Consider the following 15,571-nt stretch of genomic DNA (forward strand, 5'->3'; position numbering starts at 1 on the left):
TGCAATTTCCCGATATGCCAGCTATTGAGAGAGTCCTAACTTATTTTATTTTCCAATTCAAATAATTATTTTCCCTTTCAAGCAATTTTTACGCGCACACGCCGGGCGCCCCGCGGACGCTGCCCGCGAAACCGCGATCACTGGCGCCGGAAAAGGGGAAAATTAAAGCTTTTCGACGATGGAGAATTTATAGCCATCGGCCCGGGCGAGATATATCGGCATTGTCTTGACGGTGTTGCTGATATAGCGGGCCTCCCGCGCGGAGCGATATTTCAGCACCGTGCGGCCGGGGACAAATTCCTGATCGGGCTCCGTCCTGCCGGTCAGTTCGGCGAGAAAATGCACGCCCTCATACAGGGACTGGCCGAGCGCATTGAGGGTCGGCGCCCGCTCGCCATGCTGATTGTGATAGCGTTCCTTGAAGCTGTTGTTGGCGGGCGTGTCCAACACGGAAAAGTAGGACGCCGAGGCATAGAGCCGTTTGGAATTTTCCTCGCCGATGGCAAGCAGGCCATTTTCCTCGATCGCGCAGGAGAGGCGCACCATCTTGCGATCGAGCGACATGGCGCCAAAAGCGCGGTTGAAATCCACCGCGTCCTGACCGACAAAGGAAATCAGCACCCCGTCAACATCGCGCGCGGCCAGTTCGCCGAGCAGCTGCTCGGTCCGGTCCTCGCCGAACGGGGTATATTGCTCGAAGGTGACATTCCCGCCCATCGCGCGGATGCTTTGCCGGGCGAGGGAGTTGGAGGCGCGCGGCCAGACATAATCATTCCCGATCAGCGCCCAGTTTTTTACCCGATGGCGATCGCTCACTGTGCGGAGCGCCGGCAGAAGCTGGTCGGTCGGTGTCTCGCCGATGGCAAAGACGCCGGGGCTCTTCTCGCCGCCCTCGTAAAGCGGCGTATAGACATAGGGGACGCGGCCACGGACGACCTTGGCGAGCTGCTGGCGGACGGCGCTGATATGCATGCCGACGATGGCGTCGATCTCATTCTGCTCGATCATTTCATGAACGGTGCGATAGAGCGTATCTTCCGACTCGATCGCGGCATCGACCAGAATGAATTCCACCTGCTTGCCGAGAATGCCATCGCCGCTGTTCAGTTCCGCCTGCGCGACCTCGGCGCTGGCGATGCAGGACGGACCCCAGAGACCCGCCGAGCCGCACATCGGAACCAGGAGGCCGATGCGGTAATTCTCGTCGCAGTCAAGCAGACCGAACTTGTGATAGGGCGTAATGTCGGGGTTGAATGAGGTTCGTCCCGCCATGGCCCGGCGGCTCAGGTCTGTTTCGCCATGCATTCTCGCCCTGCCTCCCACAAGATGAGAAAGTTATCGAAAAAGTAACTTTCCATTTCAAGTATACAGACTATCATTATTCATGTAAATCATTCACAAATGGTCGCATAAAGGGCTTTTTGAGATGAGTTATCGTAAGGAAAAGATCACGGACAACCTTGCTTATATCCTTGCTCAGGCGCATCGCAACGTTCACCAGATGCTTGAAAAGCAGCTTCGGCTGGAAGGAATGCAGGTCGAGAACTGGCGTATCCTCGACGTCCTCAGCGACGAAAAAGGCCGCTCCATGGGGGAACTCGCGGAGATTGTTCTGATGAACCATCCGGCGCTGACGAAGATGCTGGATAAAATGGTCGCGCGCGGTCTTGTCCACCGCTCGCTGGACCCGCGTGACCAGCGAAAGGTCATCGTTTTCATTACCAACGTCGGGCTGGAAGTGCATCAGAAGCTGAACGAACATGCCGTGAAGTTCAATCAGCGCTTTCATTCCAATATCGGCCCCAAGAAGTTGCAGGAGCTGAAAGAGCTGCTGAACGAAATCATCGATGAAACCACGCCGCTGCAATAAGTAGCGGCGCGTCTCTTTTCGCTTATCGCCCTCAGAGCGGCGGCAGATGGCCCTGCGAGGGTCCCTCCACAAGATCGGCATTGAGCGCGGCGGCAAGTTCAAAAAACCGCCGCCGCACGCCCGGCGTGTACGGGTTGGCCCGCTCGATCGCTTCAAAAACCTCCGGCGCGTCGTTGCGAACCATACCGACCGCCTCCATCAGCAGATCGAAGCTTTTCGTCGTCATCTCTCTTGGCAGCGGCTCCATCTGGATCAGCACTTTGGCAATCAGATGCGTCAATCCCTGAACGGTGGCCGCATCGCGGTCATGTTCTTCGGGCGTGGTCAGGATGACATTGAGCTTTAGCTGGTGGCGGAGAAAGGCGGCGAGCCGATGGCAGCGCTGGCCGCGGATCGGGCAGAGCGCAATCTTGAGCCCCTCGATCCCGTGGCGCGCACTCTGGGGGCCGAACAGCGGATGCGTCGCCGCAATTTCCGCATGCGCGGGAAGGCCGCGCGTCATCAGCTCCGCCGGGCCGAGCTTCACCGATCCGACATCCAGAACGAGCGCTCCCGGCCGGATATGGGGCGCAATCGCCTCGATCGTCTCGGCAAGACATCTGACGGGCGTTGCGAGCACGACGGTATCGCAGCTTGCCGCCTTGTGAAGGCTGGTGAGCCGAACGCCGTGGCGCGCCGCAACGGCCTCCAGCCCGAGCGCGGGATCATATGCGGAGAGCCGGAAATACGGGCCGATATGGCGGGCAATAAGCTGGCCGAAGGCGCCGAAGCCGATAAGGCCGACGGACTCTGATGGGGGATCGCTCAGATCTGGCATAAACTCACCTCTTGCAGGCTGCAAAGCCAGAGGCGTCCTTGCTAAACTCAACCGCTGGCCAGGCAGCGGTTGAACAATAGAAAACACCCGCCGCTATGAAAGCAGCGCGTAATAAAGTGCGGCAGTGCAAAGTGTCTTCGTCATGCGGCGGAACGTAATGCGCGCCGGAAGCGATGTCAATCCACGTTCGGGAAGAAAATGTCCGAGGGAAACCCGCCCCTCGCCCGCACCCTAATAGCAGCCGAGCAGGCGCGCGCGCTGGCAAAGAAGCGCGGCGACGGTATCGATCGTGGGCGTTGCATGGCCAGTGATCTCGCCAAGCTCCTGCACCGCAGTCACGAGCGCGTCAATCTCCATCGGGCGGCCGCTTTCAAGATCGACCAGCATCGAGGTTTTATGCGGCCCGACAGCGCCCGCCCCGCGAATACGCGCATCCACGTCGATCGGATAGCGAATGCCGAGTTCCTCGCCGATGACCTGCATCTCCAGCATCATCTGGCGGGCGACGGCGCGCGTCTCCGCATCCGCGGTGATCACATCGAGTGTCGCGCCGGTGAGCGCGGAAATCGGGTTGAAGCTGAGGTTCCCCCAGAGCTTCACCCAGATATCAGAGCGGATATCCGTGCGCACGGGCGATTTCATCCCGGCATCGATCAGCAGGCGGGACAGGCGGCGCGCCCGCTCGCTCCGCTCCCCCGTCGGCTCGCCGATGGGAAAACGATCCCCCGACATGTGAGTAATGACGCCGGGCGCGGTGATCTCGGCGGCCTGGTAGACCACGGCGCCAAGGACCCGCTCCGGCCCGATGCCGTCCCAGATCGAGCCGTCCGGATCGACGGCCTTTATCCGCAAGCCTTCCCGCGGCCCGGGGACGCCATAGAAATACCACCACGGCACGCCGTTCTGCGCCGTCACCACCACCGTCTCGGGTCCGAGCAGGGGCTGCATCGCCGCGACGATGCCGCTGACGGAATGTGCTTTGAGGGCGATGATGACGTAATCCTGATGGCCGAGCGCGGCGGGATCATCCGTTGCCGTGATATTTTTTACGGTGAAAGCCTCCCCCTCACTTTCAACGGTGAGGCCGTTTTCGCGGATCGCGGCAAGATGCGGCCCGCGCGCAATCAGGGCGATTTCCGCCTCGCCCTTCCGCGCCAGCAGCCCGCCGATCAGCCCGCCGATCGCGCCCGCGCCATAGATGCAGATTTTCATCAGACGAGCCCCAGCTTTTCCGCAAGCCCGATGCGCTGCAGCTTGCCGGTCGCGCCTTTCGGGATTTCATCGAGCAGCGTGATGCTGCGCGGCACCTTGAAGGCGGCAAGGCTTTTTGCCGCGAAGTCGCGAAGCTCCGCCTCGGTTGCGACGCTGCCTTCTTTGAGGACAATCGCCGCCGCCACCTCCTCACCGAGCTTGTCGTGGGGCAGCGCGAAGGTCACGACCTGCGCCACCGCCGGGTGATTGAGCAGGATCTCATCCACCTCACGCGGGGAGATTTTCTCGCCGCCGCGATTGATGATTTCCTTGAGCCTCCCGGTGATGGTGAGATAGCCATCCGCCGTCATCATCCCCTGATCGCCGGTGCGGAACCAGCCATTGGTAAACGCCTCCGCATTGGCGGCCGGGTTATTCTCATACCCAAGCGTCACATTGTCGCCACGGATGACGATCTCGCCCGTCTCAAAGGGGCCGAGCAGGGCGCCGTCCGCCGACATGATCGCCACCTCCGGCCCCGCCGCGATCCCGACGCTGCCCGCAACGCGCCGCGACGGCGGCAGCGGGTTCGATGCCATCTGATGCGCCGCCTCGGTCATGCCGTAAGCCTCGATCACCGGGCAGCCCCACATCTCTTCGAGCGCCGCCATCACCTGCGGCGGCAGGGACGAGGAGGAGGATCGGATAAAGCGGAGTTTCGCGGCTCGGACGATTTCCCCGTTCCGCTCCCCGCGCGCGAGAATGGCCTGATGCATGGTCGGCACCGCGCTATACCATGTCGGGCGCGTCTCCTCGATCCAGGTGAAGAATTTAAGCGCATTGAAGCCCGGCGTGCAGACGACGCTCGCCCCGGCGCGGAGCGAGGAGAGAACCGCCGCGATCAGCCCGTGAATATGAAAGAGCGGCATGATGTTGAGGCATTTATCGGCAGGCTCAAGCTGCAAGGTGCGGGTGATATTGCGCGCCGATGCGGTGACATTCCGCTGGCTGAGCGGCACAATCTTCGGCCGCGAGGTGGTACCGGAGGTGTGCAGGATGAGCGCGATATCATCAGGCCCGGCGGGCCCCGGATGCGCTGCCGCCCCGAGGCGCGCGCCTTCCAGCGTGAAGGCGCCGGCGGGGTTCGATGCGCCGACATGCATCTCGATCACCGCGACGCCCATGCGTTTGGCGACCGCGATCGCCGCGCTCTCGCTCCCCGCCTCGACAAGAAGCGCTTTGGCATTCAGATCCTCAAGATAAAATTCGAACTCCTCCGCCTTGTAGGCGGGATTGAGCGGCGCGGTGGTGGCCGCCGCCGCGACCGAGATGAAAGCGCTCGCCATTTCCGGTCCATTCGGCAGCACGATCGCCACCCGGTCGCCGCGCCCGATGCCGAGCGCATTCAGCCGAGCGATGGTCTCCGCCACATGCGCCCGGAGGCCCGCATAGGTGAGCGGCGCACGGTCCGGCGCGCCAAGCGCGGGCGCGTCGTCCTTACCGATGCGGATCAGCGCCTCAATCGTCGTGACCTCCGACATTCTCTCGTCCTCCAATGTGGATGCCCTGCAGATGGCGCAAGAGTGCCCCATCCGGCCGCGCCCTGTCACGCGAAACTTGCGCTTTTGCTGTTGCGGGACGGGACGGGGCTGAGGTTTGGGCGTCAGCGGTTGGTGCTGTCCGTCTGACAAGCGGCGCGCCCGGCTTTGCGCGGGGCGCGCCGCTTGGTCTCAGAGCGGGCGTTTCAGCCAGCGCGAGAGCACGCCGATGATGCCTTCGCGGAAGAGAAGCACGCCGATCACGAAGATGACACCCTGGATGATCGTGACCCATGCGCCGAATGTCGCGAGATAGTTCTGCATCGTGACGATCAGCGCGGCGCCGACGATCGGCCCGAACACCGTTCCCATGCCGCCGAGCAGCGTCATTAGCACGACCTCGCCGGACATCATCCAGTGCACGTCGGTCAGCGACGCGAGCTGGAACACCTGGCTTTTCATCGCCCCGGCGAGACCCGAGAAGGTCGCCGACAGCACGAACACCAGGAGCTTGTAGCGGTTCACATTGTAGCCAAGCGAGATGGCGCGCGGCTCATTCTCGCGGATTGCCTTCAGAACCTGACCGAACGGCGAATGCACGATGCGGTAGATGAACAGCACCCCGCCGAAGGTGACGGCGAGCACGAAGAAATAAAGCGCGACATTGTTTTCAAGCGAGATCAGGCCGAACAGATGTCCGCGCGGCACCGACTGGATCCCATCCTCACCGCCGGTGAACGTCGCCTGCAGCGCGATGAAAAATATCATCTGCGCGAAGGCGAGCGTCACCATGGCAAAATAGATGCCCTGCCGCCGGATCGAGAGTGAACCGATCACAACGCCGAGAAAGGCCGCCGCCGCCGTGCCGGCCAGCATCGAAACCTCCGGCGTCAGCCCCCAGACCTTGGCCGCATGGGCCGCGACGTAACTCGCGCCGCCAAAATAGGCGGCATGGCCGAACGACAGCAGCCCGCCAAATCCGAGCAGCAGATTGAACGCTGCGGCGAACAGGACGAAGCACATCACCTTCATCAGGAAAATGGGATAGATGACGAACGGCAGGAAAACCATCAGGATAAGCAGCGCCGCGAAAATCGCCTTGTGCAACAGCGGCATTCCCGCGGCTTCGGGAAGGCGTGTCACTGCCCCGGTCTCGCTGCCCCTTTCAAACACGGCCATTAGGTGGTCCTCCCAAACAGTCCTTCAGGCTTGATCAGCAGCACGATGGCCATGATGACGAAAATGACGACCGCCGAGCCTTCCGGATAAAATACCTTTGTCAAACCTTCGATGACGCCGAGCATATAGCCCGTGACGATCGCGCCCATGATCGACCCCATGCCGCCGATGACCACCACCGCGAACACGATGATGATAAGGTCGGCGCCCATATTGGGGTTGACCGAGTAGATCGGCGCCGCGAGCACGCCCGCAAACCCGGCAAGCGCGACACCAAAGCCGTAGGTCAGCATGATCAGGAGCGGCACATTGACACCGAAGGCGCCAACCAGCCCCGGGTTCTCCGTCGCCGCGCGGAGGTAGGCGCCAAGGCGCGTTTTCTCAATCATGAACCACGTCCCGAAACACGCGATGACGGACGCAAGAACAACCCAGCCGCGGTAATTGGGAAGGAACATGAAGCCGAGATTCTGGCCGCCCGCCAGCTCCTTCGGAATCTGATAGGGCAGGCCGGAGATGCCGTAATAATTGCGGAACAGCCCCTGAATGATCAGCGCCAGGCCGAAGGTCAGCAACAGGCCGTAGAGGTGATCGAGATGATAGAGGCGGGCGAGAAACACCCGCTCCAGCACGATCCCGAAGGCACCGACGATCAGCGGCGAGAGGATCAGCGACCACCAGTAGCCGACCCCGAGATACTGCAGCAGCATCCAGGCGACAAAGGCGCCCATCATGTAAAGTGCGCCATGCGCGAAATTGATGATGTTGAGAAGACCGAAAATAACGGCGAGCCCGAGAGACAACACCGCGTAAAAAGAACCATTGATGAGTCCAAGCAGGAGCTGTCCCATCAAAACCTGTGGCGCAATTCCCAAAAATTCAAACATAGCCAAGCCCTGATAAATTATCGCCTGTCATACAGTGCCGCCCCCCGGACGCGCCGGGGAGCGGTGCTTGCGTTTACCTACTTCAGGAAATTGCACTCATCGCGCATCGGCAGGAAGGCCTCTTCACCGCTCATCGTCGCGATATAATTGTAAAGATCCCACGGGCCGGTCGATTCTGCGGGCGTCTTCACTTCATAGAGATAGACGTCATGGACACCGCGGCCGTCGGCGCGGATCTTGACCTTGCCGAACAGCGCATCGTCAATTTCGGCCTCTTTCATCTTGGTGACGACAGCCTTGCCGTCTTTCGCGCTGCCGAGTGCCTCAACCGCGGCAAGATAGGCAAGCGTGCTGGAATAGACGCCGGCATGGATCATCGTCGGCTGGGTGCCGTGCCGTTCCATAAACCGCTTGGACCAGGCGCGGGTGTTGTCGTTCTGATCCCAGTAGAAGGCTTCCGTCAGCACAAGGCCCTGCGCCGTATCGATGCCGAGGGCATAGACGTCGGTGATGAAGATCAGCAGTGCCGCAAGCTTCTGACCGGCCTGCGTGATGCCGAACTCGGCCGCCTGCTTGATCGAGTTGATGGTATCGCCGCCGGCATTGGCAAGGCCGATCACGTCAGCCCCGCTCCCTTGCGCCTGCAACAGGAAGGAGGAGAAATCTGTTGCCGGGAACGGAACGTCCACCCGGCCGACCACTTCACCGCCGTTCGCTTCGATAACCTTTGTCGTGTTCTGCTCAAGCGAATGACCAAATGCGTAGTCCGCCGTCAGGAAGTACCATTTCTTGCCGCCGGCGAGCGTCATCGACTTGCCGGTGCCGTTGGCGAGCGCGGCCGTATCATAAGTCCAGTGGACGGTGGTCGGGTGGCACTGCTCGTTGGTGAGCGCGGTTGTCGCGGCACCGGAATTGAGAAGAACGCCATTTTTCTCGGCGACGATATCGGTCACCGCGAGCGCCACGGACGAGGTGGGGACGTCGATAATCGCGTTCACGCCGTCAACATCGAGCCACTGGCGGGCGATGTTGGAGCCGACGTCCGGCTTGTTCTGATGGTCGGCCGAAATGACCGTAACATTGAGGCCTTTCTCGGCCGCCTTGAAATCCTCGATCGCCATCCGGACAGCTTCCACCGACCCCTCTCCCGCGAGGTCAGCATAAATGCCGGAACGGTCGTTGAGCACGCCGAGCTTGACATCTATCTGTGCATAGGCCGTACCGGCAGCAAGCGTGCCGGCCGCCGTTAGCAAAACCAGTTTCTTCAACATGACATCTTTCCTCCTCAATATAGCGCATGTTGCGCGATTACGTTCTGCTCAGACGCCAAGATAGGCCTGTATCTTGGCCGTATTCTCACTCAGCCCCGCATTCGGGATCATGTCGACCACGCGACCCTGCTCGACCACGTAAAAGCGATCGGCAACCGAGGCGGCAAAGCGAAAATTCTGTTCCACAAGGACAATGGTGAAGCCTTCCTTTTTCAGCTCCGTGATGGTGCGCCCGATATGCTTGATGATGACGGGCGCGAGGCCTTCGGTCGGTTCATCGAGCAGGAGGAGCTTGGCGCCGGTGCGCAGGATCCGGCCGATTGCCAGCATCTGCTGCTCGCCGCCGGAAAGTTTCGTCCCCTGGCTGCGCCGGCGCTCCCTGACGTTCGGGAACAGCTCGAAAATGCGTTCCACGCTCAACCCGCCCTCGGCAATGCGCGGCGGGAGCATCAGATTTTCATCGACATTGAGCGAGGCGAAAATGCCGCGCTCCTCCGGACAGATGGCGATCCCCAGCCTCGCGATGTGGCGCGACGACATATGGATCGTCTCGGTGCCGTCAAAGCGGATCGAGCCTTCACGCCGCGGCAACATGCCCATGATGGCGAGCAGCGTCGATGTCTTGCCCGCCCCGTTGCGCCCGACAAGCGTGACCACTTCGCCGGCCTTCACGTCAAAATCAATGCCATGCAGGACGTGGCTTTCCCCGTACCAGCCATGCAGATCACGGACGCGCAAAAGGGCGTCGCTGACTCCGGTATCAGTCATAGTCCGCTCCGATATAGGCTTCGATTACTTCAGGTGATTGGGCGATGGTGTCATAGTCGCCCTCGGCGAGAATTTCGCCGCGCGAGAGCACCGTGATGCGGTCCGAGAGGTCGGCGACAACCGAAAGATTATGCTCGACCATCAGGATCGTGCGATCCTTGGCGACACGCTTGATCAGGTCGGAAATTCGATCGATATCCTCGCGCGCCATGCCGGCCATCGGCTCATCGAGCAGCAGCATGTCCGGCTCCACCGCCAGCGTCGCCGCAATCTCCAGCGCGCGCTTGCGCCCATAGGGCAGTTCCGCCGCCCGGTGATGGATAAAATCGGTCAGTCCGACTTCATCAATATATTGTCGCGCCGCATCGTCATAACGCATCAGCGTCTTTTCCGAGCGCCAGAAATCAAAGCTTTCGCCACGCTTGCGCTGCAGGGCGACGCGCACATTCTGCAGCACCGTAAGATCGGGAAAAACAGCCGATATCTGAAACGAGCGGACCATACCAAGCCCGGCGATTTCCGCGGGCGATAAATGGGTGATATCGCGGCCCTCATAATGGATTGTGCCGCGCGTCGGATGGAGGAATTTCGTGAGAAGATTAAAGCAGGTCGTCTTGCCCGCCCCGTTTGGTCCGATGAGCGCGTGGATGGTCCCTTTTTCGACCGTCAGGTCGACATCCTTGACTGCAACAAAGCCCTTGAACTCCTTTGTAAGGCCGCGCGCTTCCAATGCAATACTCATGCAAATTACACCCTCCGCAAATCCCTGTCTGCCGACTATTAAATTTGATGCATTTTTTAGATTATTAATTTACCTCACTCTAATGTGTTGCTTGAGAATGTAAATAAATATTTCCCGCTTAACGGGCCGGATATAAATTTTACGGGCAATAGCGCAAAGAGCGTTCACCCGAAGCGCGCGCGACGCCGGCGCGCCAGGGCGGCACGGGCAGGCTCACCCGGCGCAGGAATTGCGCCGGGCGCTGAACAGGGTCAAGACGGAGAATTGGCCGAACGTGACCTGTTGACCCTCGGCTGCCTGCTATTCGAAGACGCGAAGCTCGCGCGGCTTCAGGAAGACGGTTTCCCGTCGCTTGCGCCCGATCTCCTCGAACCGCTGACGCGTAAGTGCGGCCTGCAGAAAACCGGCGTTATCGCCGAGCATCTCGATGGAGATGAGTGGCCCGGCCGGGTTGATATGGGTAATGCGGGCGGGAATCGCTTCCGGGTCCTGCGGCTCAGCCGATACATCCATGTCATGTGGCCGCGCAAACAGCTTGACGCGCTCGGTCCCGGCGGGCGCTGCCGCGCCGTTGATGATGATATGATACTCCCCCGCATCATCGCGCCATCCGTCGAAAACATTGTAGTTGCCGAGAAAGTCGTAGACGAAGGCGTTGGCCGGATCATGGTAAACAACCTCGGGCGTGCCCGCCTGCTCGATTCGCCCCGCATTCATTACCACCACGCGATCGGCAAGCTCCATCGCCTCCTCCTGATCGTGGGTGACGAAGACCGTCGTAATATTGAGCTCGTCATGCAGGTTGCGCAGCCAGCGCCGGAGTTCCTTGCGCACCTTTGCATCGAGCGCGCCGAACGGCTCGTCGAGCAGCAGCACCTTCGGGTCAACGGCGAGCGCCCGGGCCAGCGCGACGCGCTGGCGCTGGCCGCCAGAGAGCTGCGACGGATAGCGGTTATGCAGCCCGGAGAGATGAACGAGCTCAATGAGCCGCATCACCCGCTCGCGGATCGCCTGCGCATCGGGACGGGCCTGCCGGTCGCGTATCTTGAGGCCGAAGGCGATATTGTCGAATACGCTCATATGACGGAACAGCGCGTAATGCTGGAAAACGAAGCCAACGCGGCGATTCTGCACCGGCGTTCGGCTGGTCTCCTCCGAATCGAGGAAAATCTCTCCCTGATCCGCATATTCGAGCCCGGCGATGATTCTGAGCAGCGTCGTCTTGCCCGAGCCCGAGGGGCCGAGCAGGGCGATCAGTTCACCCGTCGCCACTTCCAGGCTGACATTATCGAGCGCGACGAAATTCTTTTCGCCGCCGATGAACTCTTTTCGGATATTTTCAACCTTGATACCCATCGTCTTATCCTTCTTCGCCGTTGCCGGCCTTGCTGCGCCCGAGATGCCGCCGCTCCAGCCATTCCTTGAGCAGCAGCGTGACGAGGGCAAGAATTGTCAAAAGCGACGCGACCGCAAAGGCCGCGGAAAAGTTATATTCGTTGTAGAGAATCTCGACATGCAGCGGGACGGTGTTGGTCAGCCCGCGAATATGCCCCGAGACCACGGAAACCGCGCCGAATTCCCCCATCGCGCGGGCGTTACAAAGAAGCACGCCGTAAAGCAGCGCCCATTTGATGTTGGGGAGCGTGACATAGCGGAAGGTCTGCCACCCGCTTGCGCCAAGAAGAATTGCGGCCTCCTCCTCGTCATTGCCCTGCTCCTGCATCAGCGGGATCAGCTCGCGCGCAACGAAGGGGAAGGTAACGAAGATCGTGGCGAGCACGATACCGGGCACGGCGAAGAGCACCTGGATCCCGTGACTCTCCAGCCACGGCCCGAGCGCGGCTTGCGAGCCGAACAACAGGACATAGATAAGCCCCGAGATAACGGGCGAGACCGAGAAGGGCAGGTCGATCAGAGTGATCAGGAAATGCTTGCCGCGAAATTCATTCTTCGCGATCGCCCAGCTTGCGGCGATGCCGAAAAGAAGGTTGAGCGGGACGGCGATGGCCGCCGTGATCAGCGTGAGCCGGATTGCCGCAAGCGCATCGGGCTCGACAATCGCCTCCAGGTAGGCACCCGCGCCCTGACGCAGCGCTTCGACAAATACAATGACCAGCGGCAGCCCGATCATCAGGGCAATAAAGCCAAGCCCGACGACAATCAGCAGGACCCGGATCGGGAGGGATTCCGTCAGCGGTTGCTGCGGGCGGGTCACATCGAGTGAGACAGTCTGTTGCATATCGTCTCCTATAGCCCGCGGCGGCTGCGGTTCCATTTTTGCAGCAGGTTGATGATGAGAAGCAGGAGGAACGAGGCGGCGAGCATCACCACGGCAATCGCCGTCGCGCCGGTATAATCGAACTGCTCAAGCTTGATGACGATCAGCAGCGGCACGATCTCCGACTTGTAGGGCATGTTCCCGGCGATGAAGATGACCGAGCCATATTCGCCGAGCGCCCGCGCGAACGCCATCGCAAAGCCTGTGACGAGCGCCGGCAGGATCTGCGGCAGTATCACCAGCCAGAAGGTCTGCACCCGCGATGCGCCGAGGCAGGCGGCCGCTTCTTCCATCTCGCTGTCGAAATCGCGCAGCACCGGCTCGACGGTGCGGATCACGAAGGGCAGCCCGATAAAGACAAGCGCAATGCCTATGCCGAGCGGGGTGAAGGCGATGCGGATCCCGAATTCGGCAAGCAGCGCGCCGATCCAGCCGTTCTCCGCATAGAGCGTGGTGAGCGCAATGCCCGCAATCGCCGTCGGCAGGGCGAAGGGCAGATCGACCATGGCATCGACAATCTTGCGCCCGGGAAAGCGGTAGCGGACCAGAATCCAGGCGACAATCAGCCCGAATACGGCATTGATCAGCGCCGCGATGAAGGAAACCCCGAAGCTGATCCTGAAGGCCGAGATCACCCGCGGGTCGAGGATCGTGCCGACAAACTCCGCCCAGGTCATCTGCGTCGTGAAGAGGACCATGGCGGCAAGCGGGATCAGCACGATCAGCCCCATGTAAAGGAGCGTGAAGCCAAGCGTCATCCCGAACCCCGGGATGACGCTGTGCTGCCTGAAAGTGATAGGCCGGTTACTCATGCGCAGTCACGATCACTTCGCGGGCTTGTAGATTTCATCGAAGATGCCGCCGTCCCCGAAGAAGGCGGGCTGCGCCTTCTGCCAGCCGCCGAAATGCTCAATGGTGACCAGCTCGACGTCCGGGAACCGCTCGCCAAGCTCGGCCCGCACCTCGGCATCGACCGGACGGTAGTAATTCTCCGCCGCGATTGCCTGCGCTTCCTTCGAATAGAGATATTTCAGGTAGAACTCTGCGACATCGGCCGTGCCGTTCTTGTTCGCATTTTCATCGACAACCGTTACCGGCGGCTCGGCAAGAATGCTGAGAGACGGCACGATAATCTCGAATTTATCCGGGCCAAGCTCGTTGATGGCGAGGAACGCTTCATTCTCCCATGCGAGAAGCACGTCGCCGATCCCGCGCTGGACGAATGTGGTGGTTGATCCGCGCGCGCCTGAATCGAGAACCGGCACATTGCGGAAGAGCTGTGTCACGAACTCCCGCACCTTGGTTTCATCGCCACCGAATTTGTGATCGGCGAAGGCCCAGGCGGCGAGGAAGTTCCAGCGTGCCCCGCCCGACGTTTTCGGGTTCGGCGTAATCACCTCTATCCCATCTTTGACAAGGTCATCCCAGTCGCGAATGTCTTTGGGATTGCCCTTGCGGACAAGAAACACGATGGTCGAGGTGTAGGGCGAGCTGTTGTGCGGCAGCCGCGCCTGCCAGTCGGCCGGGAGCTTTCCCGTCCGCTCGGCGATGGCGTCAATATCATAGGCGAGCGCAAGCGTCACCACACTCGCATTCAGGCCGTCGATCACCGCCCGCGCCTGCTTGCCGGCGCCGCCGTGCGACTGCTGGATCTGGACGTCCTGCCCGGTCTTTTCCTTCCAGTAGCTCTGGAACAGCTTGTTGTAAGCCACATAGAGCTCGCGGGTCGGATCGTAGGACACATTCAGGATCGTGACCTTCTTATCCGCATTCTCCGTGCCGGATTTGGCGGCCAGTTCGGCGCGAATATCCTCAAGGGTCGCCGCTCCCGCCCCGGTCGAGACAAGAAGGGCCGCAGCAGCAAAAAGCATTGTCAGTTGGCGTTTCATAACGGAACTCCGTATTATAGCATTCATATAATTCTATTTTTACGTGTGTATCCGGAGGCATGGCCCGACCGTGGCCCAGTACTGTTACACGACTTGTCGTTCAGCTACTCAGACTGTGAGATATAGGGCGGACTTCCCCCGTTTCGCCCAAAAAGGCGAGGGAATGGGTCGCTGATCTACAGCGTCATAGACGCCGCGATCAGCCCGCTACAGCGGCCATTCATCAGATAACGGGTTGAAATTTCAGGAGTCCATTGGCAAGGGATGTCACTGATTTGACGGACTCCGACCGATAAAATATTCATCATATCCTCCATTGACTCTTTACCAGTTGACTTACGAAAGAGCCTCCGGTGGTCCGGTCGGCCGGGTGTGACGGCGACTGTTACCCGATACGGGCGTCGCCGTTAAAACGCATTTTTTCCTTCTTCTCGATCTGCACGATCCGTCCATCGTGCATCGTTACTTCAAGCGATCCGAACCTCATTTCCCGGATCGCCTGCAGGACGGCGGTTTCCGCCTCGTTTAGCGTATAGACGCGGTTCACGCTGCCGGAGACGGCTGTGCTGCGGTCGGCTTTGGCGGGTTCACTCGTCATCAAAAATACTTTCCCTGCGGCGTTTCCCGATCTCGGCCATGTCTTTCAGCGAGCGCTGATCAAGCACGGACGAGAGCGCAATGCGCGCATCCATCATCACATTGCGAATGGCGCAGCGCGCTTCGTCTTCACAATCCTCGCAAAGCTGATAACCGCTGATGCTCGCGCAGCGTATCGGGGCAATCGGCCCGTCAATCACCCGCATGATGTCACCCACCGTGATGTCATCGGGGTCGCTGCCCAGCACATAACCGCCATTTGCGCCGCGCTTGCTGTTGACCAGTCCGCGGTTTTTCAGATCCGAAAGGATCGTCTCCAGGAACTTCAGAGGGATATTCCCCTCCTCCGCAATCGCATGCGCCTGCATCTGCCGGCTATGATGTCGCGCCAGTATCGTCATCGCTTTCAAGGCATACTTGGCCTTATTCGATATCATTTCTCAATTCCTACTATATTTATAGGAAATCAGGTTTTTGCTGTCAAGCGTTTCTGAGTGTATTATTATCATATTCACAGTTATTTTAGGTGAATTAAACGCGCCCG

General features: G+C 60.2%; 16 protein-coding genes. 1 reads left to right on the top strand and 15 read right to left on the bottom strand.

Annotated elements, in window-relative coordinates:
- Positions 1-162: 162 nt before the first annotated feature.
- The gene (locus tag V7Z56_RS11770) at positions 163-1,305 is read right to left on the bottom strand and encodes a substrate-binding domain-containing protein (protein WP_334129671.1); all 1,143 of its coding nucleotides are present in this window, start codon (positions 1,303-1,305) and stop codon (positions 163-165) included.
- A 121-nt stretch (positions 1,306-1,426) separates the two neighbouring features.
- Here V7Z56_RS11770 and V7Z56_RS11775 point away from each other — a divergent pair, with 121 nt between their 5' ends.
- Positions 1,427-1,870 carry a MarR family winged helix-turn-helix transcriptional regulator gene (locus V7Z56_RS11775; RefSeq protein WP_334129673.1) on the top strand — a complete coding sequence of 148 codons (444 nt, stop codon included), beginning with the start codon at positions 1,427-1,429 and terminating at the stop codon, positions 1,868-1,870.
- A 31-nt stretch (positions 1,871-1,901) separates the two neighbouring features.
- Here V7Z56_RS11775 and V7Z56_RS11780 read toward each other — a convergent pair whose 3' ends face one another.
- The 14 genes from V7Z56_RS11780 to V7Z56_RS11845 form a co-directional block, all read right to left on the bottom strand.
- A complete protein-coding gene (locus V7Z56_RS11780; protein WP_334129674.1) occupies positions 1,902-2,687 on the bottom strand; it encodes a prephenate dehydrogenase in 786 nt (261 codons plus the stop codon).
- 231 nt (positions 2,688-2,918) lie between these two features.
- A complete protein-coding gene (locus V7Z56_RS11785) occupies positions 2,919-3,899 on the bottom strand; it encodes a 2-dehydropantoate 2-reductase (protein WP_334129676.1) in 981 nt (326 codons plus the stop codon).
- Positions 3,899-5,419, bottom strand: coding sequence for an acyl--CoA ligase (locus V7Z56_RS11790; protein ID WP_334129678.1), 1,521 nt, complete (start codon positions 5,417-5,419; stop codon positions 3,899-3,901). The genes V7Z56_RS11785 and V7Z56_RS11790 overlap by 1 nt, the downstream gene beginning before the upstream one ends.
- 189 nt (positions 5,420-5,608) lie before the next feature.
- Complete coding sequence (locus tag V7Z56_RS11795) at positions 5,609-6,595, bottom strand: branched-chain amino acid ABC transporter permease (protein WP_334129679.1); 987 nt, start codon at positions 6,593-6,595, stop codon at positions 5,609-5,611.
- Entirely contained in the window at positions 6,595-7,482 is an 888-nt protein-coding gene (locus tag V7Z56_RS11800; RefSeq protein ID WP_443023799.1) for a branched-chain amino acid ABC transporter permease, read from the bottom strand. Before V7Z56_RS11800 ends, V7Z56_RS11795 begins: the two co-directional genes overlap by 1 nt.
- A 77-nt stretch (positions 7,483-7,559) precedes the next feature.
- Positions 7,560-8,753: an ABC transporter substrate-binding protein gene (locus V7Z56_RS11805; RefSeq protein ID WP_334129681.1), complete on the bottom strand. Its 1,194-nt coding sequence runs from the start codon at positions 8,751-8,753 to the stop codon at positions 7,560-7,562.
- Between the two features lie 48 nt (positions 8,754-8,801).
- On the bottom strand, positions 8,802-9,521 hold the full coding sequence (locus V7Z56_RS11810; protein ID WP_334129682.1) for an ABC transporter ATP-binding protein: 720 nt from the start codon (positions 9,519-9,521) through the stop codon (positions 8,802-8,804).
- Complete coding sequence (locus tag V7Z56_RS11815) at positions 9,514-10,263, bottom strand: ABC transporter ATP-binding protein (RefSeq protein WP_334129683.1); 750 nt, start codon at positions 10,261-10,263, stop codon at positions 9,514-9,516. Before V7Z56_RS11815 ends, V7Z56_RS11810 begins: the two co-directional genes overlap by 8 nt.
- Before the next feature lie 300 nt (positions 10,264-10,563).
- Positions 10,564-11,619, bottom strand: coding sequence for a sulfate/molybdate ABC transporter ATP-binding protein (locus V7Z56_RS11820; protein ID WP_334129685.1), 1,056 nt, complete (start codon positions 11,617-11,619; stop codon positions 10,564-10,566).
- 4 nt (positions 11,620-11,623) lie between these two features.
- Positions 11,624-12,502, bottom strand: coding sequence for a sulfate ABC transporter permease subunit CysW (cysW, locus tag V7Z56_RS11825; RefSeq protein WP_334129686.1), 879 nt, complete (start codon positions 12,500-12,502; stop codon positions 11,624-11,626).
- Positions 12,503-12,510: 8 nt separating this feature from the next.
- The gene (cysT, locus tag V7Z56_RS11830; protein ID WP_334129687.1) at positions 12,511-13,353 is read right to left on the bottom strand and encodes a sulfate ABC transporter permease subunit CysT; all 843 of its coding nucleotides are present in this window, start codon (positions 13,351-13,353) and stop codon (positions 12,511-12,513) included.
- Between the two features lie 12 nt (positions 13,354-13,365).
- Entirely contained in the window at positions 13,366-14,430 is a 1,065-nt protein-coding gene (locus V7Z56_RS11835) for a sulfate ABC transporter substrate-binding protein (protein ID WP_334129688.1), read from the bottom strand.
- A gap of 385 nt (positions 14,431-14,815) precedes the next feature.
- Positions 14,816-15,028 (bottom strand): YezD family protein, encoded by a 213-nt coding sequence (locus V7Z56_RS11840; protein ID WP_334129689.1) that lies wholly within the window; start codon positions 15,026-15,028, stop codon positions 14,816-14,818.
- Positions 15,018-15,464: an RrF2 family transcriptional regulator gene (locus V7Z56_RS11845; protein ID WP_334129690.1), complete on the bottom strand. Its 447-nt coding sequence runs from the start codon at positions 15,462-15,464 to the stop codon at positions 15,018-15,020. Before V7Z56_RS11845 ends, V7Z56_RS11840 begins: the two co-directional genes overlap by 11 nt.
- Between the last annotated feature and the right edge of the window lie 107 nt (positions 15,465-15,571).

Source organism: Sneathiella sp., from assembly GCF_036844445.1.
Taxonomy (GTDB): domain Bacteria; phylum Pseudomonadota; class Alphaproteobacteria; order Sneathiellales; family Sneathiellaceae; genus Sneathiella.

What these genes read in the sequence shown, in the direction of transcription:
- V7Z56_RS11780 (WP_334129674.1), bottom strand. Translation starts at nt 2,687, where the DNA reads ATGCCAGATCTGAGCGATCCCCCATCAGAGTCCGTCGGCCTTATCGGC.
- V7Z56_RS11815 (WP_334129683.1), bottom strand. Translation starts at nt 10,263, where the DNA reads ATGAGTATTGCATTGGAAGCGCGCGGCCTTACAAAGGAGTTCAAGGGC.
- V7Z56_RS11790 (WP_334129678.1), bottom strand. Translation starts at nt 5,419, where the DNA reads ATGTCGGAGGTCACGACGATTGAGGCGCTGATCCGCATCGGTAAGGAC.
- cysT (WP_334129687.1), bottom strand. Translation starts at nt 13,353, where the DNA reads ATGAGTAACCGGCCTATCACTTTCAGGCAGCACAGCGTCATCCCGGGG.
- V7Z56_RS11840 (WP_334129689.1), bottom strand. Translation starts at nt 15,028, where the DNA reads ATGACGAGTGAACCCGCCAAAGCCGACCGCAGCACAGCCGTCTCCGGC.
- V7Z56_RS11775 (WP_334129673.1), top strand. Translation starts at nt 1,427, where the DNA reads ATGAGTTATCGTAAGGAAAAGATCACGGACAACCTTGCTTATATCCTT.
- cysW (WP_334129686.1), bottom strand. Translation starts at nt 12,502, where the DNA reads ATGCAACAGACTGTCTCACTCGATGTGACCCGCCCGCAGCAACCGCTG.
- V7Z56_RS11810 (WP_334129682.1), bottom strand. Translation starts at nt 9,521, where the DNA reads ATGACTGATACCGGAGTCAGCGACGCCCTTTTGCGCGTCCGTGATCTG.
- V7Z56_RS11800 (WP_443023799.1), bottom strand. Translation starts at nt 7,482, where the DNA reads ATGTTTGAATTTTTGGGAATTGCGCCACAGGTTTTGATGGGACAGCTC.
- V7Z56_RS11845 (WP_334129690.1), bottom strand. Translation starts at nt 15,464, where the DNA reads ATGATATCGAATAAGGCCAAGTATGCCTTGAAAGCGATGACGATACTG.
- V7Z56_RS11820 (WP_334129685.1), bottom strand. Translation starts at nt 11,619, where the DNA reads ATGGGTATCAAGGTTGAAAATATCCGAAAAGAGTTCATCGGCGGCGAA.
- V7Z56_RS11805 (WP_334129681.1), bottom strand. Translation starts at nt 8,753, where the DNA reads ATGTTGAAGAAACTGGTTTTGCTAACGGCGGCCGGCACGCTTGCTGCC.
- V7Z56_RS11785 (WP_334129676.1), bottom strand. Translation starts at nt 3,899, where the DNA reads ATGAAAATCTGCATCTATGGCGCGGGCGCGATCGGCGGGCTGATCGGC.
- V7Z56_RS11835 (WP_334129688.1), bottom strand. Translation starts at nt 14,430, where the DNA reads ATGAAACGCCAACTGACAATGCTTTTTGCTGCTGCGGCCCTTCTTGTC.
- V7Z56_RS11795 (WP_334129679.1), bottom strand. Translation starts at nt 6,595, where the DNA reads ATGGCCGTGTTTGAAAGGGGCAGCGAGACCGGGGCAGTGACACGCCTT.
- V7Z56_RS11770 (WP_334129671.1), bottom strand. Translation starts at nt 1,305, where the DNA reads ATGCATGGCGAAACAGACCTGAGCCGCCGGGCCATGGCGGGACGAACC.